Source organism: Gimesia aquarii (genome assembly GCF_007748195.1).
GTDB classification, from domain to species: Bacteria; Planctomycetota; Planctomycetia; order Planctomycetales; family Planctomycetaceae; genus Gimesia; species Gimesia aquarii.
In genome coordinates, this window is sequence record NZ_CP037920.1 from 1,774,593 (window position 1) to 1,793,785 (window position 19,193).

15 protein-coding genes are annotated in these 19,193 nt (G+C 47.8%); 6 read left to right on the top strand and 9 right to left on the bottom strand.

The window, feature by feature from the left end:
- Positions 1 to 9 precede the first annotated feature (9 nt).
- Positions 10 to 210, bottom strand: a complete 201-nt coding sequence (locus tag V144x_RS07275; protein ID WP_144983536.1) for a carbon storage regulator — start codon at positions 208 to 210, stop codon at positions 10 to 12.
- 329 nt (positions 211 to 539) lie between these two features.
- Positions 540 to 1,055, bottom strand: a complete 516-nt coding sequence (tadA, locus tag V144x_RS07280; RefSeq protein WP_144983538.1) for a tRNA adenosine(34) deaminase TadA — start codon at positions 1,053 to 1,055, stop codon at positions 540 to 542.
- A gap of 263 nt (positions 1,056 to 1,318) precedes the next feature.
- Between tadA and V144x_RS07285 the strand changes: the two genes are divergently transcribed.
- The 3 genes from V144x_RS07285 to V144x_RS07295 all read left to right on the top strand — a co-directional run bounded on the left by V144x_RS07285 (position 1,319) and on the right by V144x_RS07295 (position 5,179).
- Positions 1,319 to 2,746 carry a right-handed parallel beta-helix repeat-containing protein gene (locus tag V144x_RS07285; protein WP_144983540.1) on the top strand — a complete coding sequence of 476 codons (1,428 nt, stop codon included), beginning with the start codon at positions 1,319 to 1,321 and terminating at the stop codon, positions 2,744 to 2,746.
- 172 nt (positions 2,747 to 2,918) lie between these two features.
- Positions 2,919 to 4,445, top strand: a complete 1,527-nt coding sequence (locus tag V144x_RS07290; protein ID WP_197998805.1) for a hypothetical protein — start codon at positions 2,919 to 2,921, stop codon at positions 4,443 to 4,445.
- 242 nt (positions 4,446 to 4,687) lie between these two features.
- Complete coding sequence (locus V144x_RS07295) at positions 4,688 to 5,179, top strand: AraC family transcriptional regulator (RefSeq protein ID WP_144983541.1); 492 nt, start codon at positions 4,688 to 4,690, stop codon at positions 5,177 to 5,179.
- Between the two features lie 41 nt (positions 5,180 to 5,220).
- On the opposite strand, the gene V144x_RS07300 is transcribed toward V144x_RS07295, so the two are convergent.
- The 6 genes from V144x_RS07300 to V144x_RS07325 all read right to left on the bottom strand — a co-directional run bounded on the left by V144x_RS07300 (position 5,221) and on the right by V144x_RS07325 (position 14,939).
- On the bottom strand, positions 5,221 to 6,024 hold the full coding sequence (locus V144x_RS07300; protein WP_144983543.1) for a DUF5713 family protein: 804 nt from the start codon (positions 6,022 to 6,024) through the stop codon (positions 5,221 to 5,223).
- A 560-nt stretch (positions 6,025 to 6,584) separates the two neighbouring features.
- Positions 6,585 to 9,254 carry a DUF5060 domain-containing protein gene (locus V144x_RS07305; RefSeq protein WP_144983545.1) on the bottom strand — a complete coding sequence of 890 codons (2,670 nt, stop codon included), beginning with the start codon at positions 9,252 to 9,254 and terminating at the stop codon, positions 6,585 to 6,587.
- A 290-nt stretch (positions 9,255 to 9,544) separates the two neighbouring features.
- Positions 9,545 to 11,398 (bottom strand): polyprenyl synthetase family protein, encoded by a 1,854-nt coding sequence (locus tag V144x_RS07310; protein WP_144983547.1) that lies wholly within the window; start codon positions 11,396 to 11,398, stop codon positions 9,545 to 9,547.
- Positions 11,399 to 11,479: 81 nt separating this feature from the next.
- Positions 11,480 to 13,342 (bottom strand): prenyltransferase/squalene oxidase repeat-containing protein, encoded by a 1,863-nt coding sequence (locus tag V144x_RS07315; protein WP_144983549.1) that lies wholly within the window; start codon positions 13,340 to 13,342, stop codon positions 11,480 to 11,482.
- Positions 13,343 to 13,391: 49 nt separating this feature from the next.
- Positions 13,392 to 14,435 carry an ATP-binding protein gene (locus V144x_RS07320; RefSeq protein WP_144983551.1) on the bottom strand — a complete coding sequence of 348 codons (1,044 nt, stop codon included), beginning with the start codon at positions 14,433 to 14,435 and terminating at the stop codon, positions 13,392 to 13,394.
- Between the two features lie 51 nt (positions 14,436 to 14,486).
- A complete protein-coding gene (locus tag V144x_RS07325) occupies positions 14,487 to 14,939 on the bottom strand; it encodes a glycine cleavage system protein H (protein WP_144983553.1) in 453 nt (150 codons plus the stop codon).
- A gap of 547 nt (positions 14,940 to 15,486) precedes the next feature.
- Here V144x_RS07325 and V144x_RS07330 point away from each other — a divergent pair.
- From V144x_RS07330 to V144x_RS07340, 3 genes are all read left to right on the top strand, one after another.
- Positions 15,487 to 16,704 (top strand): GntR family transcriptional regulator, encoded by a 1,218-nt coding sequence (locus V144x_RS07330; protein ID WP_197998806.1) that lies wholly within the window; start codon positions 15,487 to 15,489, stop codon positions 16,702 to 16,704.
- Positions 16,705 to 16,853: 149 nt separating this feature from the next.
- On the top strand, positions 16,854 to 17,807 hold the full coding sequence (locus V144x_RS07335) for a DUF1559 domain-containing protein (protein WP_144983557.1): 954 nt from the start codon (positions 16,854 to 16,856) through the stop codon (positions 17,805 to 17,807).
- A 92-nt stretch (positions 17,808 to 17,899) separates the two neighbouring features.
- Entirely contained in the window at positions 17,900 to 18,319 is a 420-nt protein-coding gene (locus tag V144x_RS07340; RefSeq protein WP_144983559.1) for a carboxypeptidase-like regulatory domain-containing protein, read from the top strand.
- 1 nt (position 18,320) lies between these two features.
- On the opposite strand, the gene V144x_RS07345 is transcribed toward V144x_RS07340, so the two are convergent.
- Entirely contained in the window at positions 18,321 to 19,127 is an 807-nt protein-coding gene (locus tag V144x_RS07345; RefSeq protein WP_232102748.1) for a DUF817 domain-containing protein, read from the bottom strand.
- Between the last annotated feature and the right edge of the window lie 66 nt (positions 19,128 to 19,193).

Genomic DNA, 19,193 nt, shown 5'->3' on the forward strand with positions numbered 1-19,193 from the left:
CTGAAGGAATCAACTAGTGGCTTCGACTGGTTGTAATTCCTCCAATTCAACAGATTGATCCAGATAGACATCTTTTTCCCAGTAAGCAGGTTCTGCTCCGGGAGTCTCTACTGAAATTCTTACGTGGTCCTCAAATACTTCAAGCACTTTAACAACTGTATGTTCCCCAATGAGGATACTCTCATTCATGCCACGAGAGATAATATGCATTCGCTCGCCTCAAAGATATTTCAGATTTGAATCTGTGAATTGTGAATAGTTATTGTGAAGCACATTCTGACGAACTGCCATCAGAAGGACAAGCGGAAATTAAATAAAATTTAAAACGATTTTAATGATGTTTCTTTTCGTCGAAAATCACTTGACAAATTCTGATTAATCATTTCTGTGATAATTCCTTGATATGTAGATTAGTTTTCTAAACTTGAGATGAATCTGTTTTTTTATCACCGCGCTCACACAATGAATGAAATTTAAAAATAAAAAAACAGACATTTGGTTTTGCACTTGCAAACATCAAATTAAGTAGAGATTCAGAATTACTTTTTACCTTCTGCACGTTTTTGACGAAAAAACTCTTGCAGGATTGTGCGGCATTCCTCTTGCATCACACCACTAATGACAGTGCTTTGATGGTTTAATCGGGAATCATTGGTAATTTGAAATAATGAATCACAGGCGCCCGCTTTTTCATCACGCGTGCCATAGATGACGAAGGGGATTCTCGATTGAATAATCGCACCCGCACACATGGGACAGGGCTCCAGCGTGACGTACAACAGACAGTCAGACAAACGCCAGGAACCAAGTGATTCTGCTGCTTGCGTGATGGCAATCATTTCGGCATGTGCCGTCGGATCGTTCAACGTCTCTCTTTGATTATGAGCGGCTGCGATGATGCGATCCTGATAGACGATGACGGCGCCTACAGGAACTTCATCCTCTTCAAAAGCCGCACGTGCTTCATCATAAGCAAAGCGCATCCAGCGCGTATGTAACTGCAATAATTCCCGATCGCCGGGAATGAATTCAGGTTCTTCTTGTCGATCAATCATCTCATTTACGATTCATTAAGAAAGAAATAGAACGATTCCACCACAACATAATCCAGATTCACTCGGAAAGAAAGGCGTCTTTTTGTTTTATTTCGTATGAACATTTTACTTCTCCAAAAGTCAGGCATGTCAGTACATAAAGCACATCAAGTAATTTCATAGGAATCGATTCCGATGATAGCATTCGGCGAGTTATTCTGATTACAATATTGTCTGATAGGACTGACTCGGAAATTCAACAAAATCAACTCAAGGTTAATCTCATGCGCGGACTCGTCATTTCTTTCTCTACTCTCATAGTCATTGGTTTTCTTGTGATTTCATCACAAAAGAGTGTCTCACAAAATGACTCGACGGTGAGCCAGGCACCCGCGATTCCGACTGTGAAGTCGTTTGGAGCCACCGGCGATGGAAAAACCGACGACTCTGCTGCCATCCAAAAAGCCGTCGGTACCAAAATGGGGCAGATTCAGTTTCCCAAAGGCGTCTATCGTATTACGAAAACGATCACTGTCGATCTGGACAAACTGGGACCGACTTCTCTCAGTTCAGATGGTACTGCGACGATCATTATGGCAGGAGCAGGGCCCGCATTCCGCTTTATTGGTACACATGCCGGTACTGCCAGCCCGAAAACCGTTAAGGAGAATGTCTGGCAGAATCAACGTTCTCCGCTGGTGGACGGGTTGGAAATTGTGGGCGATCACCCCGAAGCCTGCGGCATCGAAGCCACGGGAACCATGCAGATGACCTTCACGCGGCTGACCATTCGCCGCGCACTGCATGGCATCCATTTTGTGAAACGGAATCGAAATCTGATTATTTCCAACTGTCATATTTATGAGAACCGGGGCGCGGGAGTCTTTTATGACCATGTCAACATTCATCAATCGAATATTGTCGGCTGTCATATTTCCTACAATGCCGGCGGGGGTGTGGTTGTGCGTAAAGGAGACATTCGCAACATCCATATCGGCACGTGTGACATTGAAGGCAACATGGGCGATGAAAACTCTGAGCCAACCGCCAATGTATTGATCGACTCGGAAGGGGCTATGGTGGGTGAGATTGCCATCGTTGGTTGCACGATTCAACACGACCATTATGCTCCAGGTTCCGCCAATATTCGCATTAACGAACATGCACGCATCAGACCACACTCCACTGAATATCGCGATGGCAATATTACCATCGCCGACAATGTGCTTTCTGATGTGCAGACCAACATTGAGATCACCAGTGCCCGTGGCGTGACGGTAACCGGCAATACGATGTGGAAAGGCTATACCCACAATATCCGAATTCATGACTGTCATAACATTGTGGTTTCGAATAATGTGCTGGATCGCAATCCGCGCTATCACTATCGTGATGGGGCGACTGCCAAAGTGGGGATGCTCTTGACCAATTGCGATGGCTGTACCATCAGCGGAAATCACATCAATGGAACCGGCGATGAAACCGCGGCTTTAGAAATTCGTGATTCGCGGCGGATGAATGTGACGGGCTGTACGATTCTCGATTATGCCAAAGTAGGCCTGTTACTGAAGAACGTTTCTCAGAGTCGTATCTCAGACTGTCTGATTCAAAACGATTTGCCGGGCAACGAGAAAACCTACTCGATTCAAGTCATCGGTGGCCAGGAGAATCAGATTGTTGACAACCTGTTTGGCAATCAGAAACAACTCTAGTAAATAGAGATTATCGTTCCGGCACCAGTGATAAGAAATTCTCCTCTCAGACAAATTTCTGACGAACAATCATTTCTTAACATTCTTCAGTAGTCGCCGATTTTTAATTTTGCTTAAATAAAACGATGTCAGTTCCTCACGTTTCCTACCCCAAATATGCCGAGTCTTACCCATGAACATGCTCTCCTCTTGCTTGAAAACAATTTCACGATCTTTTCTGTTTCTGATTCCAGCGCTTTGTTTTGCTGCTGAGGCACCGCAAATCAAAGTCGGCTTTGCAGAACGCGATATTACTCCCGAAATTGGGATGGAGCAGCCCGGCGGTTATGGGAAATCATTTCATCGCTCATTCCATGATCCGTGCAAAGTACGAGCAACCGTGTTTGACAATGGAAAACATGTTGTGGCTGTAGTGAGTCTGGATGCGTTATTTATTCGTCGCGTCACAGTCAATGAAATTAGGAAACGCGTTCAAGCCAAATGTAAGATTCCCGCGGATTCGATTCTGCTCCACGCCACGCACTCGCACTCTTCAGGTCCCATGGGCATGATTTTGCCCGGTGAGTACGACCATGCTTCTGACTTCGTGCAAGAACTGGCATATGAAAAATCATCAACGGCAGACTCTGCTTATCTTGAAACGGTGGTTGATCAGTCTGTTGAAGCCATCTGTAAAGCGTATAAAAAGCGAAACGCTTCAAAGTGCGGCGCTGGTGTGGGCATTGAAGAACAAGTTGCCTTCAACCGCCGTTTCTTTATGCGTAACGGTTTGTCCTTTACACATCCGCGTCCCGGTAACCCGGATATTGTAAAACCCGCCGGTCCCGTTGATCCTGAAGTAGGCGTCATCGGCGTATGGGATGAGCAGGGTGAGCTGAAAGGTTGCATTGTGAATTTCGTCTGTCATGCGACCACCAATCCGGGTGGTATTTCGGCGAACTATATCTATTATGTCGAACAAGTCATTCGAGGAGTTTTCGGTAAAGATGCCATTGTCGTGTTTTTAGCGGGGGCATCGGGCGATGTCACACAGGTTGATAATCTTTCAAAATTCCAACGACGTCCGAGCGAAGAATCAGCGCGTTTTGTCGGCGGTCGCGTAGGGGCCGAAACTGTCAAGGTCCTGCTTTCAATGCCGCGCGGCAACTTTGAAACAGTGGCCAGCAAAACCAGAATACTTAAGATCCCTCGTCGCAAACCAAATCCGGAACGTGTGAAGAAAGCGATCGAAATGGTGAAAGCCGGACCGGCAAAATCAGGAGCCGTCGACTGGGTGTTTGCGAAAGAGACTGTACTGCTCGATGCCCGTCTGCAAAAAGAACCGGTGGCAGAAGTCGAAATTCAAGCAGTTCAGTTGGGGCCCGTAGTATTACTGACAGACCCTGCGGAATTTTTCTGTCAACTCGGTCTCGACATCAAAGCGGGCAGCCCGTTTCCGATCACATTTCCTGTTTCACTGGCCAATGGGTGTGTCGGGTATGTTCCCACCAAAGAGGCGTTTGATAAAAACGGTGGTGGTTATGAAACCCGCCTGACAGGATACAGCAATCTCATCATCACGGCGGGACCCCAAATGGTGGATGCAGCGGTTGAGCTTTCGAAGCAGCTAACCCCCGACAAAGTGCCGCAGCGTCCAGCAGCCCCCGCGTTCAATAACAATCCCTGGGGTTACGGAAGCGTGCCACCGGAGTTGGAATAGTTAAAAGGATGATTTTCGCTTTTGACTACCACGAAAACTCGAAAGGAAAACAGGCGACTGTAGTAACTCTGTTAAGAATCGAGATGCGTTTATCTGTTGCATTTAATCTTGACCATTCAGTTGACAGATGACTCTCGTTCGATGTAATCATATATGGTGTTCCAAATATCGACTGCATGCTATCAGCCAGGCAGCGATATTTTTTAGAATCATAATTTGATAATCAGAGTAAAGAGAATCTCATGGAAAATAAAACACCGGAAGTCCAGCAGTTACCAGAACGTTTGGTGGCCTGCGTCTCACATCAGGGTAACTACATCGGCGATACCGAATTATTTAAACGCCTCTTTACCAAAGTTGGTAACTGGGCAGGCGCCAAAGGCTTGTTTTCGGCGGAGACCGTTTTCTTGTCGTCGTATGTTAATGATCCCTGTGATACGCCACTCGATGAACTCAAGTTAGATGTCTGCATCAGCATCCCCGAGGGAACCGACGTTGATGATGCGGAGATACAAGAGAAGCGATTGCCCGGTGGTTCTTATGTTGTGATGCACGCCGAATTAACCGGTCCCCCAGAATATGAAACTGCGTGGAACCTGATCGTGGATTGGGTCGAGCAAAGTGACTATGAACGCGATGCGACTCGACCCTGTTATGAACTGTATCTCAACAACCCGGAAGAGCATCCCGAGAAACATCACATCGTGGAAATCTGTGTGAGTGTGAAGCAATAGACCCAAAAGGTGCAGCGAATATTTTTCTCTGTTTCTGTTGGTTACCAGTCACGCCATTCATCGGCCAGATTTTCATGTGCGCCTAAGCCGCACGCATGCACGATGGCCTCGAATTCGTGGCAGATATCTTCACGCTCGACGGTTTCAATGAATTCCAGTTTTTCGTCGAGTGCATTGAAGGCTTCGACGCAGCTCTGCAGCACATTGAGCCGATCGGGTTCGCTTGCTGACTTACCAAGTTCGATCAACGCCTGAACTGTGTCGACCATGATTTTGCGTGAAGCTGTGATCGCTTTTTTCGGAGGATACGTCCAGTCTGCGAAAAACTTGTGTTTTGCGAGGTCTTTCAACTTTGCCTGTTTCAATTGTTCTTGGCGTTCCCGTTTTTTCTGTGCTGCTTGATCAGCTTGCGCCTGTTCCCTGGCAGCATCCTCTGCTATGACAGCCTCACGATCATGATCCCACTGCCACTGCATCAAGGGCTGTTGTATCTTTGAGAACCAGTCACTGTATGAAGGACAATTCAGGGACGCTTCTTCTTCCGTGGGAGTAATGGTTCCAATCGGAATAAATGTGTCGGGGACGGGGTCACTGATCCAGGCAATTTTTTCCTCATCCCATGCATGATGTGTAAGTTTAAGAATTGGTCTTAATTCCGGATTATCCACGGAGGGTACTTCAGACCCGATCCAGGCAGAGGATGCGACTAAGACTGCATCGATACTTAATCTTGGTCGAGTGATTCGATCAGCCAGCACGCGGCACACAGAATACCGACCATCTTCAAGCGGAACTGCAAATGCGTCTCCGGCGCTGGGAAGGATGACTTTCTTCTTACGTCCCATTGGTTTGTTCTCCTCATTTTGAACGCTTTATGTGGAGGAAAAATCTCAGAAAGCTTTGAACCTACTGAGCGACAGGGTGATAGACCTCGCTATTCTACAAAAATAATTTCCGTTACGAAGTGGACCTACTAACTTGCGCCTACATTTAACTACCACGAAAAGCACGAAAGCCACGAACTTTAATCAGGGTGGTTCGAATCATTCTGCTCGATTGATTTTCGTATATAAAGATGGCAATTACAAAGGTACTGCCTACTTTTTTAAATCTCTTCGGATATGAGAGAGTAATTAGCAGTCTGAATATGATTCTACTAACACTATTGGACGAGCTATTTAGACCAGACAGTAGTACCTTGTTAAAATAGAAACAATTGCTTCTTCAGCACAAACATTACATCATATTTATCATTAATTGACAGAGAGCTTCATTATGATACGATTATTTTGTGGTTTGCATGTAACTGATTCATAATCTTATGTAGATGCACTCTGTATCATGAGATTCGAATAAAGTATCAAACGAAAAGGCTCCGGACACCTTTTTCTCTTTTTAAACCACATCATTTACTGTTTTTACGAACTACGATTAGCCAGTCCTCTTTTGGATCCACAGAAGGTGATCCCAGGTTGACTTTCCCTCCACCAGTAATTGACTTCACTGAACCTGTTGTTAAGTCGCCGCCAGCACGAGGATTAAACCACTTGACGTTAAAATCGCCCTTCGCGTCAGACAGATCCAGTTTCGTGGTTCCGCCTTGTGGAAGGTAAACCAGGTAGAGGTTTCCCTGCGAGGCGAAGCAGAATCGCGATACGCTATGATTTGGATTTCCAACCAGTTCATCGGCGTTTGTCATCGTCCAGAATGGGATGTGATGCTCGTGAAAGAAGTTGATTGCGATGCGGCAGTAGTCCCAGCTTTGATCGCGACTGCGCCAGTCTTCACACTTGAGATCGTTCTGGTCAAATTTATAGCCGAAGTAGTATTCGTTGCCTGCTCCCCCCGCCATCAGTACGGCCCACAAGGTTTGTTTGCGGACTTTGTGCTGCGTATAAATCATCTTGCCTTCGCGGTCGCGTCCATCAAATCCGTTGTAGCCGAGGTCGGGGCATTGAGCGTGAGCGGCACTCCCCGATTCATCAAAGGCGACGACCCACGGCTTGCCGGCTTTGGCGGACTCGCGAACCCATTTCACTGTTTGAGCGTGTGTGGTTTCCAATTCACTGTTTTGTAGTGACACACCCGTCAGCTTCGACTTTTTTCCAATGAGTGACCGATAGACCTGATCTTGTTGCCCTGGAAAAGTGTGAACGACAATATTGTGATTGTAAGCGTCCAGGTCGGCGATGTAATCAATCATCGCCTGCTGTTGTGCTGTCGTTTGAGTGTTTTCCTCGCCAAGGTTCCAATTCAACGCCAGGTTGTGACCAAAACGGGCGATCAACTCGCGACAATAAAGTTTTCGCTGCACGCCGAGATTGCCACCGTCCAGACTTTCGGGTACTCGCTTGTTCCCTTTCGTTTGATGGTCATCGTTTTCGGTTTCCTGCATCTTGAAATGGAGATACATGCCCAGGTTGGTTCCGTGGTCAAATACCATGCCCCATTGGTCAAGTTTCGAACAGTCGTAATGCAGCTTGTCGTCGCGATGGATAAAGGGCCAGACATTGTCGCCATCGCCGCCTGCGTTGTACGTCAGAAACGAAAATGCATTGCAACCCTTACCAGACAAGTAATTGATCGCACCAATCAGCCCCTTGCCCTTGTCATTTTTCCAGGTCGGATCGCCATCCTTCCAATCCCTCACATGCGGCCCCCACGTTTTCAACGGGACTCCTTTTGGTTTACCGGCGATGGTGTTGTCGAAGTCTTTGTAAGCGAGCAATGTTTCGGGGGCATCTGCGCCAACTTTCAAAAAGTACTGTTTCGAGCCGGCGTGTTGCAGGTAGTGCTTGCCAACATACTGCAGCCGTCCATGCGCTCGAAAGTCTTTCCCCTCCTTGTCGCTGGCCGCCACTTCAAATTGCCCGGACACACCGTCATAGGGTGTGAGATTTTTCGTAGCGACCTTCGCGTCCAGCGCTGCGTTCTTGCCAGACGAGAATGAAATCTGATATTTCCACAAACCTGTTTGATCCGGAGCGAAATGGGCTCTCCAAACCGTTCCTGCTTCTGCGGAACTCTCGCCTGCGTTGCCATCTGCAGCGAAATAACCGGGAATTGTGTAGCTGGTTCCGCTGGAGTGTGTCAACAAAACAGTCATTCGATAATCGGTAAATGGATTCGGCGCGTTGTCTTTTTCGTGAGCATAAGGCCCAGCCAAAGATAGTGTGACCTTGTGCCACTGCCTGAGTTCGCCACTGATCGTAGCGTTGCCATCGCCGTTCGGCTGACGCGGCATTTGAAGCGGTTGGGAACTGGTGGATTTTGTGGGACTGGTGCCAGGTTCCTTGTTAATAGTGACACGCTGACTTCGCTTTGCCTTCACATACGGAAACGGTTTGGGCAACTTTCCTTGATGGACAACCGAAGAAGGCCCTTTTCCCTGCGGACGTTTCAAGTTTCGGTCGGTTGTCATTAACCACTTATCAAACTCGAAGCCGTCTTCTCGCATCGAAAATTGGATCAGATGCGTACCCGCCTTTTGAATGTCCAGGAATACCTTGTAGGGTTCGCCGCAGTGTTCTTTTTTCGTACGCTGCCTGCTTTCCCACCACCACGATTGTTTTCCCTGACACCACTGCAATCTTTGCCCGCTGGCGGGCCACGTTCCGTCGATACCAACGTGCAGGCCGTTATCTTCCGTGCCTGTAGAATAAGCACGCGCCCAGACATAATACCGCCCTGGCGTTTTGAAATGCACTTTGTAATGAAGCACAGCCATTTTACCGGGTTCAGGTGAAAAGTTTTTTTGTTTGATCAATTTGTCGCTATGAGTTCGGCGCGTATCCGGCAAGATTTCCAGATAGGCTCCGCCACTTGCCCCGGCAACGTGCGGCGAATCACCATCTGGAGTGAGGTCGGGTGTCTGCCTGGAGTGTGTCAAATAAAATGCACGAACGTCGTGTTGCGTCTGTTTGAAATAGTGCTCCGCTTCGACGGAGACAATCCCCTCTTTTTCGCTGAAGACAAGGGAGTCGCGAGCAAGTGGTTCCCTGGAAGAAACAGACGAGGGTGCAAAGAGGCAAACGGTAATTACAGCTACTAGAAACTGAGAAATGAAATGTTGCATGATGTCCTGATTTTTTATTAATTGAATTCAGGGATTTCCATACCCTATATGGTCATTTTTTTTAAAATGTTCGAGCTACGGGACATGATAAATCAGATTGGTCCTTAATTAATTCCGTCTTCTTTTATAACCGGCGCAACACTCCCGCCGCAATATTGTCGGGGAGATAAACGGCGTGAGAACAGAACAAAGATTTTACATTCATAGTTCTGTGCCTCTGTCAGATTCCAACTCGCTTTGTTTGGTCCGAATTGTATTCGGCTTACCCGTTATTTAAGCTGTTTTCCAGCTTACTTGGCGAGGGGCATGAGCACGTTAGGCTCTGGTTTTTCTTCGGGGGTTTCTTCGGCCAGGACGGTTTCGCAGAAGAATTTCAATAATTGTTTGAAGTCTTCGTTGTCAACGCTTTCTGCCAGTTCTTCGGCGCGTGCTCGTGATTTGTCGACGAGTGCTTCCGCTTTTGTGAAGACGTCGCAGTCCTGGTATATTTTGCGTAAGCGACCAATTCGCAGGCCATCGGAAGGATTGCCGAGCAGAATGTCTTTCAAGTCTGCTTTTTGATGGTCGTCTGCCGTTTGCAGAGCCAGCGCCAGTAGTAGTGTGGGCCGCATTGCGAGTGCGTCCTGGCCAGTGATGAGCTTGTTATTGTCATCGCCCTGCCAGTCTTTGAGGTCGTTCAGAATCTGAAAGCCAACGCCGATGTGCCTTGAGAACGAAGAGATTAATTCCTCGTACTCTCCCACAGAACCGGTCATCCGAATTCCCGCATACAGAGCGGCCTCGAAGGCGGGGGATGTCTTGAGGGCGTAAATCTGTAAGGCGTCGAGCGGCGCCAGTTCAAACGACTGGCTGTCCTGCCAGGACATTTCTGCGCCTTGACCTTCGCACAGCTTAATATGCGCGGCTGCCATCTTTTCGACTAAGTCTGATGCGGCTTCGGCACCGATGTCGGCACGGGCTTCGTTTAGCAGGCGATAGCCGATGCCGATTAAGTAGTCACCAATGTTAATGGCCATGCCAGTGCCATGTTGTCGATGTAATGTTTCCTGGCCGTAGCGGTATTGGTCGTCATCTTCAATATCATCATGGATGAGAGACGCTTTGTGGAAGACTTCAATGGCCATCGCCGCTTTTTGAACGCCGAGCGGGTAACTCTGTTCTGGTTGATCCGTGTTTGTTGTGGATGTCTGGTTTTTGTTCAGAGCATTATAGGCTGCCAGGGTAATAAAGGGGCGGAATCGTTTTCCACCATGTTTCAGCCAGTCGTAGGCGATGGCTTCCGTCTTCCCCAGCGGAGTTTGAGCCGCCTGTTCCGTTTTTGTGCGGCGGGGAGGTAGAATCTGATCGAAGTTTTCTTCAAAGAGCGCGTTGGAAGCCCGCATCGTCGGCAGATAACTTCTGGTGAGCGGCTCTTCGAGGGGGCGATACTCTTCGAGCACTTCCCAGATCCAGGGTTCGTCCATTTTTGTATTTTTACAGTCACCGGAATGGAGGGGAATTGCATAGGAGGGCACACCGGCGATCAGAACTTTATCAATTGATTTTTCCAGCACGTTCAGGCAGGCGACTCCTAAAATGCCATCGACATAACCGCCGACGATGATTTTGAGCACTACGGGGGAGCCCTCAGCAACGAGCACCTTGTAGCCCAGCTTTTCAGCTTTGACTTTATAATCAGCAATCGAACAGGCACCGCATTTTTCGCAGTCCAGGCCGAACTCGTCGTATTCCGCCGGACAACCTTCGGCATGTTTCAAACAATGCGGCAGCAGCAAGAGGCGTCGCTCAAACGGGATCGCCAGAAATTGCCGTTTCCAGAAAAAGTTTCCGATCAAGACCATCATGAAGCCCAGAAACTTTTCAGGCTGTTCCATCCGCTCCAGCAGTTCGCGAGACCAGGCTTCCAGTGTCGCTTTGGTAAAGGGGTTGGAACAGTCGAGATGTTCGACGTACTTTTCCGCTTCCGCTTTCATCTCTTCGCGCAGGGCGAGTGTTTCCGGAACCGCTTTTAAGTGACTGGTACTTTGACGTTTTCGTTTTCTTTTGACTGGTTTCTTTTCTTCGGAAGCGTCTTGCGCAGGCTTTGCTGAGCCAGGGACGATATTATCTTCAGAATTTTCCTGGTCTAAAGGCGCGATGGACACGAAACACTCCTCTATTGTAAGTAACTCAGCCGAGCGATGATCAAGTTATTGATTAAAGTTTGCTTGGGGATCGGGGGGGACCTATTGTTTCTCGGTACTCATTATAGGGTAATCCTCTTCCGCAAGCGACAATCTTAAATTGTCATCAGTACATTTTTTTAAAACCATTTCTGCCCGATGCAGGGCGGAAACACTAAAGATAATTGGATAAAGTTGTTCGAAATACCATAATTTGGCAAAGTAAAAGCCAATCGGTGTGGATTCAGTAAAACCGTTTGTTTCCACCTGTTGCAACAGCCAGTTCAGACCCGAAGTAATGTTCGGATTGTCAGGATCAAGGCCCATTGCCAGTAAAGTGTCGACTGCTAAGGCGGTTTCTTCCACACTGGAGGGGGCTCCGGCATCACCGCCCCAACCACCATCAGTATTCTGTACGCTTTTCAAAAATTTGATGGCTTGTTCCGCCTGTGTGGAATCAGACATTTCCTGCGACGCATAAGCGGCTAACACGCGCGCGGTGCCGTAAACCGGATTTTCATCATTCTTGATGTGCTGATTTCCAAACCAGAGTGGAAGCCAGGATCCATCGTTGCGTTGAACTGATGCCAGATAACGAAACGAACGTTGGATGGCGTGTTCGGCACGTTTTCGCAATGGAATGTCCGCATCATCTGGCTCTGTTTCCAGCCAGGCTTGCAACGCACGAATGACGTGTGCCGAAATATCAGCCGCACTCTGATCGAAGGGAAGCGTTCCCCAACCACGACAGAAGGTCGGCCAGCCCCCATTACTATTTTGCAAATCGAGAAGCCATTGGACGCCGTTACGTAAGGCGAGTCTCAATTCAGATGAGAGTTCATGTTCGGAATCTTCTGGTCTTAAATTCAATAATGCCAGAATGGCCCCGGGAGTATCATCGGCATCCGGCACGCCCCCCGGTAGATCGGTCCACGCCCAACCTCCCGGTTCCGCAGAAGTGTAAGGATGCAATTCCTGATATTGCTGTTGTAATAACCATTGACGAATGGGGGCTTTTTCAAATTCGGAGAGGGTTCCCTGAATGGCATTCACGGAAAGAGTGGTGGTCCAAGTCGCCAGGTTGGTATCGATGGGCCAACTGCCATCCGGTCTGGCGGAAGCGAGTAAAAATTCGAGCCCCTTGTTAACAACCGGGTGATCGACGAGACCCATTCCCGCCAGACTCATGGTGACAAAACTAGTGAGCGGGGCCGCTTCCAGAAAACCACCGTTCGTGGGCTGAATCGAAATCAGCTTCTTGAGGCTTTTCTGAATCGACAGATTTCTGATGATACGTGTGATCGGGTTCCTGGGCTTTTGGAAATGATGCCTTACTTGGCCGATGGCAATGAGCGCCGGCAGTGCATAGCTGACGACGGGCAATCGCACCGTCTTGTAAAAATTGGCAGGCAGACAGGACAATTCAAAGGGCAGGGCAGGGATGGTTTTCCAATCGACGAGTCCTGCGAGTGCACAATGTGTGAGGATCGGCACTGAGAACGTTTTATCTTTGCCATAGCGGGCGATGACTGCCTCGACACCGCCGATGCGATCGATGTATTGTTTCGCATTGACGACAACCGTAGCAAATTTCTCTGTATTACACGTCGCATGAAATACGGCGTGGCAAAGCATACTCGTGGAAATGTTGCTGAAGCTTTTGACAGTGTCGCCCCAGCCGCCATCCTCATTTTGATGCGTGGCGATCCATTGAATACCTTGTTTGATATAGGAGTCGAGTGAGTGATCATCGTCCGGGCGGTGACGACGAATCATTTCAAGTGCCATGACTGCCGTGGCCGTTGAAAGCGCGGAAGTGGAAAGTTCTCCCTCCCAGTGACCGGCGTCGTTACGGGCAGAAAGTAATTCTGCCCGTGCTCGCTGGTATGCGGCTTGAACTCTCTGGTAGGAGATGCTTTCACTCATTCCGATGTCTTATTTTTTAATCAGAGTTCTGTTTCAAATCATTGAAAGCCTATAAGTCCATGGCATCCAGGCTGTCGATCAGCTCGTCTAACTCATCGCTGGTTTCTTGTGAAACCTTTAAACGATTGGGAATGCCTACTGTCATTCCCACAGCATCCCTTCCCTCGGCGACCAGTTCCACATCACGTTCTCTGGCTGCCATTTCCAATGCATCCGGTGCGCCGAATAATTTGGAGAGATCAATTTTCAAGCCGGCGACTTCACCATCGGCACCAGCAATGCCCGGTGTTTTATGGCCGGGGAAGATAATCGCATTTTCCGGGCAGACGCGGCTACAGGCAGGACAGCCTTTTTTACAGCTATCCTGTTCTTCCACCAGAATTTGTCCCCCCTGATCGACGCCGTAGACACCGAACAGGCAAAAATCGATGCACTCCATGCAATTCGTACACAGGCTATAGTCAATCACAGGATACCAGCGACGTTTGGTGGGTTCTAACTGGTTTGCTTCGTTTGCACTGCTATTGTCTTTCTGAGCGCTGATCGCATCCAGCGGTTTCAAATACTTTTCCAGCTGTGCCGGTTTGGGGCTTTCCTGAATCACATTCATCAGCTGAAAGGTTTGCACCTGTGCATCCTGAGAGATGCGTTTGATTTCAGAAATGTAGTCTTCAGGGTTTGAACTGACTCGTAGATCAATCGAATAAATTTTGCGATCAGGGATTGTGTTTTGACGCTCCGGGTTTTCAAAGGGGGCCGATTTTTCCTCGGCTGCTTCCAGTTCTTCTTCGTCTTCATCAGTCTCTGCTTTTAACAGCACCAGTCCTTCCTGACCGCGTACATTTTGCCGATCGAGGACCCAGTGTGAAGCGCGCGGATACAGCCATGACAGGACGACCATATCACCGCGGATCGCCTGCAGAAACAGGGTTCCTGTGTGGTCGGCGGAAAGGTCATAGAGGTGAGGCACCAGAGAGACTTCAAGGTCGGGTTCCATCATGAGTGTTGCTGCCAGCGTTTCTTCCAACTCACGCTTGGCGGGATTTTTCCCCTGAGCCTGAGAGATCACTACTGTCAATTTTTTATCAGCCATTCTGAAAACCTTTTCAACGCGAAACGAAAACGGTAAACCGTTTGTTGTTTTTTAGTTGAGCTGTCCTTTAATCATCCGCTGGGTCTGCTCCCAGCCGTCATCTAATACTTGCATGTACTCGGATGGGGTCAACCACTGTGCCTTCGACTCCATCTCAAATAACCAACCTTTATCGTAATTATCCGCCTGATTGATGGCGGAGGGATCGTTTAACAATTCTTCATTAAATTCCAGGATCTGGCCCATTGAGGGGGCATACAGATCGGATAATGCTTTTGAACTTTCAATCTCTCCAATCTTCTGTTTTTCCTGAACACGGGTAAATGGGTCAATAGCCCAGTCCAGAAAATAGACATCCTGTAATAATCGAACCGAATACGCAGTAAAACCCACCCGCCAATGATCTTGCTCAGGCATGAACCACAGGTGTGATTTACTATAAACACGGTCCTGAGGAATTCGGGCTTCGAAATTCCCCATCATAAAGACAAGATCGTCAGGCATGATTCATTTTGCAGTGAGTTTCGTTCACACTAAACCCAAGGTGAAAAGGGAGTTAAATCCCATAGTACTATTCAGGTAGGATTTTTCGCAATATACGCTACTTTAATAGTAGAAACACTTTTTAAGCTGGATGCAAGCAGGATTCCATCGCGAAAGTTGGGAAGACAGGATTTTCCCATTCAACTGCCGGAAGTACTGGAACTTTCAGGCCGATAGACACAATTCCGTGTCAATCTTTGAATACCTCATCATAGACTCTGCAAAGGGAAATACCCACTCGAAATTTTGTGATTCGATTTTGAAGAGAATGTAAATACATAATGACACTATGGTTGTGTTGATAATATTCCTACATGTATTTTGCGAATCATTGTCGGGCTAGATTCTCGGTGTTGTTCTAAATCCATTTAAAGATTGATGATAAGTTATTATTTATGGTTTGTTTTTTGTTTTTTAATTGACAGAAAAAAATGTATTAGTACCATAACAAATATCAAGTTGTATCATGTTGTATGTACCTATCGTTGATTTGTTCAAAATCTCAGGCATGATACCAAAACAAAAAGACCTTTCTAATTGGGATGATCCGACTTTGTTATTCAAAAACGAAACGTTTGATGCTGCCTCGTTTGCTGCAAATGAAAGCACTGATTCCACCCAGGCAAAATACGAGCGCATTCAGGAATATCTCAAAACACAGATCAGAGAAGGGCAACTTCCGCCGGGAACAGCGCTTCCCTCTGAACAACAGTTAGCAAATTTGTTTGAAAGTGCACGCAGTACTGTCAGACAGGCGATGGGAATGTTGGAGCGTGAGGGACTCGTCAGTCGGGTTCAGGGAAAAGGGACTTTCGTGCATGAAAATGCGCGACAAAGACTGGCATCCGGGCTCGACATTTTGGCATTGGTGATTCCCGAAGTGTTATCCGGATTTTATCCTTCCCTGCAACATAGCTTTGAGGAATCAGCCAGACACTCTCAAAACCAGATGATGGTTTGCTGCACGCGCAATAATATTGACAAACAAGGTAATGCCATTCTGCAGTTGATCGATAATCAGGTGGGAGGCGTGGCCATTGTGCCAGCCAGTACGCCTCCGACTCCGGCGTATCAAATTCGTCAGCTACAGAAAGCAGGCATTCCGGTTGTTTTTTGCCATCGTCCCGTTGAGGGGATCATCGCTCCTTTATTGGGGCTCCCCTATAAAGAGATTGGCAGACTGGCGGGTGAATCACTGGTGAAGCTGGGGCATCGTCGTTTTGCCTTTTTTGCACCGCATTGCACTCACACCACAGATATGTATTTGGATGGTTTTCAGAAGTCATTAGCCGAAGAGGGCTGCGAACTACCAGAAGACCATTGCTATTTTGGTGAAGACGGCGTGATCGATATGCAGAAACTCGATGCCGATATTGTGAGCACATTAAAACGTTTGATGGAAAGTAAAGACCGACCGACTGCCATCTTTACGACCTTTGATTCGATGGCAGAGCGAATCTATTTGCATTTGAACAAAATGGGAATCCGCATGCCCGAAGAGATTTCGTTGATTGGAGTCGGCGACAAAATTCGCCATAGCGTGCTCCAGCAACACATCGCTTCGGTCACAATCGATGAAACTCAACTGGGCCATCGCGCGGCTGAGCTACTTAACAAGATGCGTAGTGGAGAAATCCCGATCGAATCTTCTGAATCATACATTATTCCTGCAGAAGTTTATCATGGCACCACACTTGGAGCTATGAATGAAGTTGAGATGACATAAGCAAATTCCTGCTCAAACAGGAGTTTTAAGCAGATACGTTATTTGATTTATTCATTGTCTATTGCTGCCAGGTTTTAGTACGTCTCACAAAGCGCCATTTTCAGGGCGGGCCTGTGTCGCACTTTCATTTAGCTTGAAAGGGAAGAAAGATGAAAAGTGACATCTCAAAAAATCGTGGATTCACACTCATTGAACTGCTGGTGGTCATTGCCATTATCGCGATCCTGATTGCCTTGTTACTGCCTGCGGTACAACAGGCGAGAGAGTCAGCGCGACGCAGTCAATGTAAAAACAACCTCAAGCAGATGGGGTTGGGCATGCATAATTACCACGATGCCCACAACGTATTCGCCATCAGCCATGGTGATACCGGGAATTCGTTTGGATGGCGGGCGATGATTCTTCCCTATGTCGATCAGGCACCGCTATATAATCAAATCAACTTCAGCGGCAATATTATCGATCCCGGGAATCTGGATGTTGCGCAAACGCCGATGTCCCTTTATCGCTGTCCCAGCGATCCGACACTACCTCGTGTGAGTGGCGGTAACCAGGTCTGGTCGAACTGGTGTTTCCCGGCCTCTTGCACTAGTGCTTCGCGGAATAATATCGCGGTCACAACTTATAAGGGCGTTGATGGCAGAGGCTACGATCAGACGTTAGCCGCTTCTCCGATGCCTCACGGTATGTTTGACCGACGTATGGGACTCGTTGCCAGTGGAGGCGGAGGAAGTCTAGTCACGCCTAATCGTACGATCCGAATGCGCGATGTCGTGGATGGGACTTCGAATGTGCTGTTTGTGGGTGAAAATTCTCCGGGTTTTCATGCCTGGTCTTCCTGGGCCGCCTGGCATTCTCCCATGACGACGGCGTTTCCCATCAACCATCCCTGGACCGTCTGGAATAGTGCTCAAGCTCGGATTAGTTCGGGAGCTCATGGCTGGATCCCTGGTTTTGCCTCTTCCAGCTACCACGAAGGGGGCGCGCACTTCATGATGGTCGATGGCAGCGTGCATTTCCTGAGCGAGAATATGGACTTCTTAACGTATCAGCAATTGGGGAATCCTCAAGATGGGTTACCTCTGGGCGGACTTCCCAATTAGTCAACACGTTGATTCGATTCAGACTGAACCGACCTGGATACCGATTTACGCTTCACTCAATTTGGTATCTGGGATTTTCACAGGAGAGACTCATGAATTGCCTTCACTGTTTCACAAAATTTGGAATGATCCTGCTCGGTTTCACTTTGTGTGTCGGTTGCAGCGGTCAAAAAGATAAAGATTTGCCGGCCACAATTTCCGTCAAGGGAGTGGTGACGTATCAGGGGAAGCCGGTACCCGATGCAATGATTATGCTCTACCCGGTGCAGGGACGGAAACCGGCCTCTGGTAAAGCAGATGCCTCGGGGAATTTTACCATGACCACGTTCGAGAAGGATGACGGTGTCATCCCGGGAGAGCACAAAGTCACTGTGACTGCTTATGAATCGACATCAGAAGGAGTCTCTATGAAAAGTGCGATTCCTGAGAAATATACGTATCAGAATAGTTCGCCACTGACGGTGACGGTTTCCGAGTCGGAGAACGAGCTCAAATTAGAACTGGTCGATTAAGTTAGTTGATCTGTTCTGACGACGCGTCGTGTGTCAACTCACTTTTCTCTTTGATGATCGTGGGCCGATTGACGAGGGAGACCAGCACAAAACTGAGCATCATCAATAGATACCAGGCGGTTAACTTGGAGGGCGAGACCATATGCCACTGAAGTTTCTGTGTGGGATAAATCCAGACATTAGAAAACGTGGCCAGATTTTCTGCAAACCAGATAAACAGGGCCACCAATAACCAGCCGATGATCAGCGGCATATGACGGTGTATGGTGTCCATTTTAAAGTAGATCATGACTTTGCCGAACATCAGCAGGCTGGCCAAAATCAGCAACCAGCGAATATCAACGACATAGTGGTGCGTAAAAAAGTTGGCATAAATTAATGTGACCAGTACTATTGTGCTCCAAAGCGGCGGGTAACTGGAATAACGAAAGTCAAAAATGCGCCAGACGCGGGCAATATAACTTCCCACCGCGCTATACATGAATCCGGCGAAGAGTGGCACATTTCCGATGCCAATCACAAATGGTTCCGGGTATTGCCAGGAGCGAATTCCCTCTGAGGTTTTAAACAGTTCCATCACCGTGGCGACGATATGAAAGATAAGAATCACAATGGCTTCCTTTGGTGATTCCAGACGTGTGATTAACAGGAAGATTTGAAACGCAACGGCAGCCAGAAAGAGAAAATCATATCGATACAGGAAATCGATGGGATACCAGAAGCGGGTAATGATCATGAGTGCCAGCAGGAAACCACCAAAGATACAGGCCGAAGCCTGCTTTATTCCAAACAGCCAGAATTCCCACAAAAATGTTTTCAGGAGAGGAACCTCGTGATCAGTTTTCGTCTGAGTGAGTTGTTTTAGCGAGGTGAA

Coding starts and splice junctions, on each gene's coding strand:
- V144x_RS07315 (WP_144983549.1), bottom strand. CDS start 13,342: ATGAGTGAAAGCATCTCCTACCAGAGAGTTCAAGCCGCATACCAGCGA.
- V144x_RS07295 (WP_144983541.1), top strand. CDS start 4,688: ATGGAAAATAAAACACCGGAAGTCCAGCAGTTACCAGAACGTTTGGTG.
- V144x_RS07285 (WP_144983540.1), top strand. CDS start 1,319: ATGCGCGGACTCGTCATTTCTTTCTCTACTCTCATAGTCATTGGTTTT.
- tadA (WP_144983538.1), bottom strand. CDS start 1,055: ATGATTGATCGACAAGAAGAACCTGAATTCATTCCCGGCGATCGGGAA.
- V144x_RS07275 (WP_144983536.1), bottom strand. CDS start 210: ATGCATATTATCTCTCGTGGCATGAATGAGAGTATCCTCATTGGGGAA.
- V144x_RS07330 (WP_197998806.1), top strand. CDS start 15,487: ATGATACCAAAACAAAAAGACCTTTCTAATTGGGATGATCCGACTTTG.
- V144x_RS07290 (WP_197998805.1), top strand. CDS start 2,919: ATGAACATGCTCTCCTCTTGCTTGAAAACAATTTCACGATCTTTTCTG.
- V144x_RS07340 (WP_144983559.1), top strand. CDS start 17,900: ATGAATTGCCTTCACTGTTTCACAAAATTTGGAATGATCCTGCTCGGT.
- V144x_RS07325 (WP_144983553.1), bottom strand. CDS start 14,939: ATGCCTGACGATCTTGTCTTTATGATGGGGAATTTCGAAGCCCGAATT.
- V144x_RS07305 (WP_144983545.1), bottom strand. CDS start 9,254: ATGCAACATTTCATTTCTCAGTTTCTAGTAGCTGTAATTACCGTTTGC.
- V144x_RS07320 (WP_144983551.1), bottom strand. CDS start 14,435: ATGGCTGATAAAAAATTGACAGTAGTGATCTCTCAGGCTCAGGGGAAA.
- V144x_RS07300 (WP_144983543.1), bottom strand. CDS start 6,024: ATGGGACGTAAGAAGAAAGTCATCCTTCCCAGCGCCGGAGACGCATTT.
- V144x_RS07335 (WP_144983557.1), top strand. CDS start 16,854: ATGAAAAGTGACATCTCAAAAAATCGTGGATTCACACTCATTGAACTG.